Here is a 5,522-nt window from a genome sequence, read left to right on the forward strand (position 1 = left end):
CTCCTTCTCCGCCATTGGCCCCTTGGTCAAGCGGTTAAGACACCGCCCTTTCACGGCGGTAACACGGGTTCGAATCCCGTAGGGGTCATACTAAAGCACAGTTGATGTGAACATTTACATCAACTGTGCTTTTTTTATTAGGAGAAATATGAAAAATCGTCTACTACTAAATAGTTAGACGATTTTTTTGTTTACGCACGTGATAGCATTCTTTCAAGGGAGCTACAAGCTTCTTTTGCCGTTGACGTATCCACTTGAATACGGTTATGTGGCTTGCCCTGATCAATGCTTTCAAGTGACCACAGTAAATGTGGCAGATCGATGCGATTCATTGTAAGACAAGGGCAAAAGTTTTCGTTTAAAGAAATAATGTGTTTATCAGGATGTTGTTGAATAATGCGGTTTACTAGATTCATTTCTGTTCCAATTGCCCATGCTGATCCGCTTGGAGCATTATTAATAGTATCAAGGATATATTTTGTAGATCCTGCATCATCTGCAGCAGCTACGACTTCACGGCTACATTCAGGATGTACGATAATACGCATATTTGGATGTGATTGACGAACCATTGCTGTATGTTGTACTGTAAATCCTTCATGGACCGAGCAGTGTCCTTTCCACAATATTACTTGAATATTTTCTGGCGATTGATCTGTTTCAAGCGTATTCGTATGTGGATTCCATACGGCCATATTTTCGAGTGGCACACCTAAATCGAACGCTGTATTTCTTCCTAAATGCTGATCTGGTAAAAATAAAATACGTTGTTTTTGTGAAAAAGCCCATTTTACCATTTCTTTTGCATTGGAGGAGGTTACACAAGCGCCACCGTGACGTCCAGTAAATGCTTTAATTGCAGCAGTAGAATTAACATATGTTAATGGCAAAATTGTATTGCCGAAAAGTTGCTGAAGAATAGTCCATGCTTGTTCTGTTTGATAAATATCTGCCATGTCAGCCATCGAACACCCTGCACGCATATCAGGTAAGTAGACATGTTGCTTCTCAGTAGTGAGCATATCGGCTGTCTCTGCCATAAAATGCACACCACAAAAAACGATATGCTCAGCTTCTTTATTGGCAGCTGATATTTGAGCAAGCTGTAAGGAATCCCCTGTAGCATCAGCAAATTGTATTACTTCATCTTTTTGATAGTGATGTCCAGGTATAAAGAGTTTCTTACCTAGCTTTTTTTTAATAGCTCGAATACGAGATTCCATTTCTTCTGTTGATAATGTTCGATAATGCTCAGGAAGTAGTGAGGCTTGTTGTAGTAAACTAGTGATGGACAAGTGTATGCTCTCCTTTCATCTGTACAAGTGCGCTAATATCAAAAGCTTTTACGGAATGAGTTAATGCACCTAATGAAATCCATTGAATACCTGACTTTGCATAAGCATTGAGGTTTTCTAATGTAATTCCACCAGAAGCTTCAGTAGCGATATGTGCAGGAACAATTTGAAGCCAAGCACGTATTTCTTCAGGTGTACGATTATCGAACATAATAATGTCCGCCCCAGCTAATATAGCTTCTTCTAATTGTGCTTTCGTTTCAATCTCCACTTCGATTTTTACAGTGTGCCCAATTTTCTTGCGAGCAGTTTGTACGGCTTCTTTAATACTTCCTGCAAAAGCAATGTGATTATCCTTGAGCATAATAGCATCGTATAAGCCACTTCGGTGATTATAGGCACCTCCTATTCGTACAGCATATTTATCGAGCATACGTAATCCAGGAATGGTTTTTCGTGTATCGCAAATTTTCGCAGAGGTTCCTACTGTTTCCCGAACTGCTAAATTGGCTGCAGTTGCGATAGCAGACATGCGTTGAATAAGATTTAAAATCACTCGCTCACCTAATAATAATTTTTGTAGAGGTCCTTTAATAACAGCAAGAACATCTCCGTAATTCACGGCATCACCATCATTTTTATGCATAGTTATATGCATGGAAGGATCGAGTATACGAAATCCATGTTCGATAATAGGTGTTCCACAAAAAATGCCGCTGTCTTTTGCATAAAAGGAAAAAGAACCTATTTGCTCAAATGAAAAGATAAGCTCGCCTGATAAATCCCCATCTCCTATATCTTCATTAAAAAATTGCTTGAGCATTTCCTCGAGTTTGATGATATTCATACAATGAATTCCTCACTTTCATTTGTCCTTGTTGAAAAATAATCCAGCGCTGTGCCCACTTATCTTCATTGTTAGGCTTATCATTCCGAATGTGAGCACCACGAGTTTCTGTTCGTGCAATAGCAGCATGTACCATCAATGATGCAACAATATGCATCATGTAAAGTTCAAGTTGTTGTTGATTTAAGTTCATTACATTAACTTGATGTAGATTTTGTAACGAAGGTAGTTGTTCTATCAAAAGCTGCATATCCAAAGGGTCTCGGACGATGCCTAATGAGTGCATCATTATTTGTTGTAAGTTTTCCTTTGTTAATAAAACAGGCATGGATTGATGGCAATTAGCAACTGCAAGCTTGAAATTAGTTTGCTTACAACCAGTTTGTATAATAAAATGAGCCATTTTTTGACCGAATGTTATACCTTCAAGTAATGAATTGCTAGCTAAACGGTTTGCACCATGAACCCCTGTACAGGCAACCTCACCAACTGCATAGAGATTAGAAATCGATGTTCTTCCCGTATCATCAGCAATTACACCTCCCATTAAAAAATGGCTGCCTGGAGCTACAGGAATTAGGCCATTTTGTAAATTAATACCGTTATCCATGCAAAGTTTTGTAATAGTAGGGAATTTATCGTCAAATTCCTGAATGCTTGAAATATCAATAAACGTTTCTTGCCCCAATGTGCGTTTAGTATATAACGTATGTGCAGTAATATGACGCGGTGCTAAATCGAGCAATGGATGTACACCTGCCATAATTGGCTGACGTTCTGCATTAACAAAAATTCCTCCAGCACCCCGAACAGCTTCAGAAACCAATCCTTTAGCCTCGCCATTACACCATAATAGACTTGGATGAAATTGCATAAATTCCATATCACTGATGGCAGCACCAGCACGATATGCTAATGCAATACCGTCTCCAGTATTCGTGGCATAGTTAGAAGTGCTAGAGTAGAGAGCACCCGCACCACCTGAAGCAAGAATGACGTGATGAGCAAAATAACGTTTTATCCCTGTTTCGCTTTTTGTCAGTACGCCAATACAAGCACCATCGGTATTCAATAACAATTCAAAAGCCATCTCATTGCTATTAATGCGAACGTTTGGAGAGAGATGCTGAAGCAAGTAATCAATCAGCACTTGACCAGTCCTATCACCACCAGCATGTAAAATGCGATGATGGCTATGTGCTCCTTCTAAGCCAAGGGCGGGTTCGCCATTTTCTTGTCGATCAATTGGTAATCCATCTAATAGCAGTTGCTGGATTATCGTCATTCCATCTTTTATAAGTACATCAACAAATTTGGTTTCATGATGGTATTCACCAGCAGACAGTGTATCAGTGATATGAAACTTTATATGATCTTCTGGACTCGTAACAGCAGCTATTCCACCTTGTGCACGATAAGAGCTACTTACTTTAACAGAAGATTTAGTAACAATCTGTACTTGAAAATACTGTCCGAGTAGTCGTGCAGCTTGAAGAGACGCAATACCGCTACCGATAATGAGTATGTCTGTCTTTACATCCATAGCTATACCTTCTTTACAGTTGTCTTGACACATATCTTTACATAAAATAAAAAGGAAAACAAGACTTGATGACTAGAAAGGGAGAATAAGATGATTTATATGGATTATGCAGCAACATCTCCAATGTCGAGTAATGCACTTCAGGCTTATTGTGATGTTGCAAAACGGTATTATGGAAATAGTGCGAGCTTACACGATTTAGGAGGGCAAGCAAATTATTTTGTGGAGCAGGCAAGAACTGTAGTAGCCAAAACTCTCGGCGTTGAACGGAATGGGATTATTTTTACTGGGAGCGGCACAGAGGGAAATTTACTATCAATTTTGTCACTAGCTTTAGCTGCAAAACAGGGTAAGCATATTATTTCATCCCAGGCTGAACATACATCTGTTCATGCAGCATTAAATACACTTGAAAAAATGGGGTTTGCCATCACGAAATTACCTTTACAGCTAAATGGGTGTATTGATGTAGAACAAGTTCGAAAGGCGATAAGGGAAGATACAGCATTAATAACGATTCAGCATGTAAATTCCGAAATAGGTTCCATCCAACCTGTAGAAGAAATTGCCGCAATAGCAAATAATGTAAATATATTTTTTCATGTGGATTGTGTGCAGTCATTTAGTAAACTAGCAACATATTCATTTAGTGCAAATGTAGATGCGATAACGGTTTCAGCCCATAAAATAGGAGGACCCAAAGGGTGTGGGGCTATTTTTATCAATCCGAAAATTCGAGTTCCAGCATTAACGCCTGGTGTAACGCATGAACGAGGTTTACGAGGAGGAACATTAGATACACCTGCCATTGTTGCATTTGCGACAGCTATTGAAAACTATCAATATGAGCGTCAACATTATGAATTACTGCGCCAATATTTACGAAAAAATTTACCTTCAGCTTGTCAATTGATTGAATGTGACAATCAACTACCTAATATATGTGGCTTGATAATGGAAAAAGTAGAGGGGCAATATGTGTTGTTAAAATTAAACGAAGCAGGTATTTGTATTTCAACGGGTAGTGCTTGTGATATTCACAGTGAGTCTGGTACAAAGGCAATTTTATCAATGGGCTATACGATGGAGGAGGCACGTCAATTTTTTAGAATTTCCTTTGGACCAACAACATCATTTGAAGAAATTGATCAGTTAGTTGCTGCTCTTACTAATGTTTTTGTAAAATACTAAACGGAAATATAAATGTTAGTAAAATATTTTATTAAAAAGCTTTAGATTTTCACTTAGAGTCCCCACTTTCAGTGAAAATCAAAGGCTTTTCTTAAATATGATTAGGAAATACATTGAAGGGTAGAATATTAAAGTTTTTATCTAATATCTATCCAAGTAGTTTCAAATAAAAATCTATTGGGGGAAACTTTACACAGGCACTTTCGTAATATGCGCTTATTGTGTATCGCTAGACTGCAAAAAGGGTAGTAGTTTTGTTTGTTAGTTTTCTTTAGCATGCTTTTACTATGTGCATATACGATAAAGTTTTAATTTTTATTAATAAAATGTTTTCTTTTGAAAAAACAATTGCTATAATGATTAGCAGAGCGATAATTTCTCTCACATAACAAAAATATCTTCAAAAAGTAATAATTTCTTTTTTTTATAAAAAAGGGTTGCAATATGTTGATAAACGTTATACAATAATTCTTGTCTTGAAGGACAGGTAAACAACTTCAAAACGACATACATAAAGGTTTCATGAATATGTAGTAAATTAGAAACCAAACATAGTCTAGTGATGATGGCAAAGAGGTCACACCCGTTCCCATACCGAACACGGAAGTTAAGCTCTTTAGCGCCGATGGTAGTTGGGGGCTTCCCC

The 5,522-nt window shown here is 37.8% G+C and carries 4 protein-coding genes, 1 tRNA gene and 1 rRNA gene; 3 read left to right on the forward strand and 3 right to left on the reverse strand.

All coding sequences use genetic code 11. From position 1 onward, the window contains the following. The first annotated feature begins 16 nt into the window (after positions 1-16). A tRNA-Glu gene (locus ACIP9C_RS23040) sits at positions 17-88 on the forward strand. 103 nt (positions 89-191) lie between these two features. On the opposite strand, the gene nadA is transcribed toward ACIP9C_RS23040, so the two are convergent. From nadA to nadB, 3 genes are read right to left on the reverse strand one after another with little or no spacing between them, the layout of a single operon-like run. Further along, entirely contained in the window at positions 192-1,295 is a 1,104-nt protein-coding gene (gene nadA / locus ACIP9C_RS23045; protein ID WP_401015190.1) for a quinolinate synthase NadA, read from the reverse strand. Continuing rightward, complete coding sequence (gene nadC, locus ACIP9C_RS23050; protein ID WP_401015193.1) at positions 1,282-2,142, reverse strand: carboxylating nicotinate-nucleotide diphosphorylase; 861 nt, start codon at positions 2,140-2,142, stop codon at positions 1,282-1,284. The genes nadA and nadC overlap by 14 nt, the downstream gene beginning before the upstream one ends. Continuing rightward, positions 2,099-3,685: an L-aspartate oxidase gene (gene nadB, locus ACIP9C_RS23055; RefSeq protein ID WP_401015195.1), complete on the reverse strand. Its 1,587-nt coding sequence runs from the start codon at positions 3,683-3,685 to the stop codon at positions 2,099-2,101. The genes nadC and nadB overlap by 44 nt, the downstream gene beginning before the upstream one ends. Positions 3,686-3,775: 90 nt before the next feature. On the opposite strand from nadB, the gene ACIP9C_RS23060 reads away from it, so the two are divergent. Further along, entirely contained in the window at positions 3,776-4,876 is a 1,101-nt protein-coding gene (locus ACIP9C_RS23060) for a cysteine desulfurase family protein (RefSeq protein ID WP_401015197.1), read from the forward strand. A 555-nt stretch (positions 4,877-5,431) separates the two neighbouring features. Further along, a 5S ribosomal RNA gene (gene rrf, locus ACIP9C_RS23065) occupies positions 5,432-5,522 on the forward strand; the annotation flags it as partial.

The organism is Lysinibacillus sp. NPDC093210 (assembly GCF_044753985.1).
Taxonomy (GTDB): domain Bacteria; phylum Bacillota; class Bacilli; order Bacillales_A; family Planococcaceae; genus Lysinibacillus.

What these genes read in the sequence shown, in the direction of transcription:
- nadC (WP_401015193.1), bottom strand. Translation starts at nt 2,142, where the DNA reads ATGAATATCATCAAACTCGAGGAAATGCTCAAGCAATTTTTTAATGAA.
- nadB (WP_401015195.1), bottom strand. Translation starts at nt 3,685, where the DNA reads ATGGATGTAAAGACAGACATACTCATTATCGGTAGCGGTATTGCGTCT.
- ACIP9C_RS23060 (WP_401015197.1), top strand. Translation starts at nt 3,776, where the DNA reads ATGATTTATATGGATTATGCAGCAACATCTCCAATGTCGAGTAATGCA.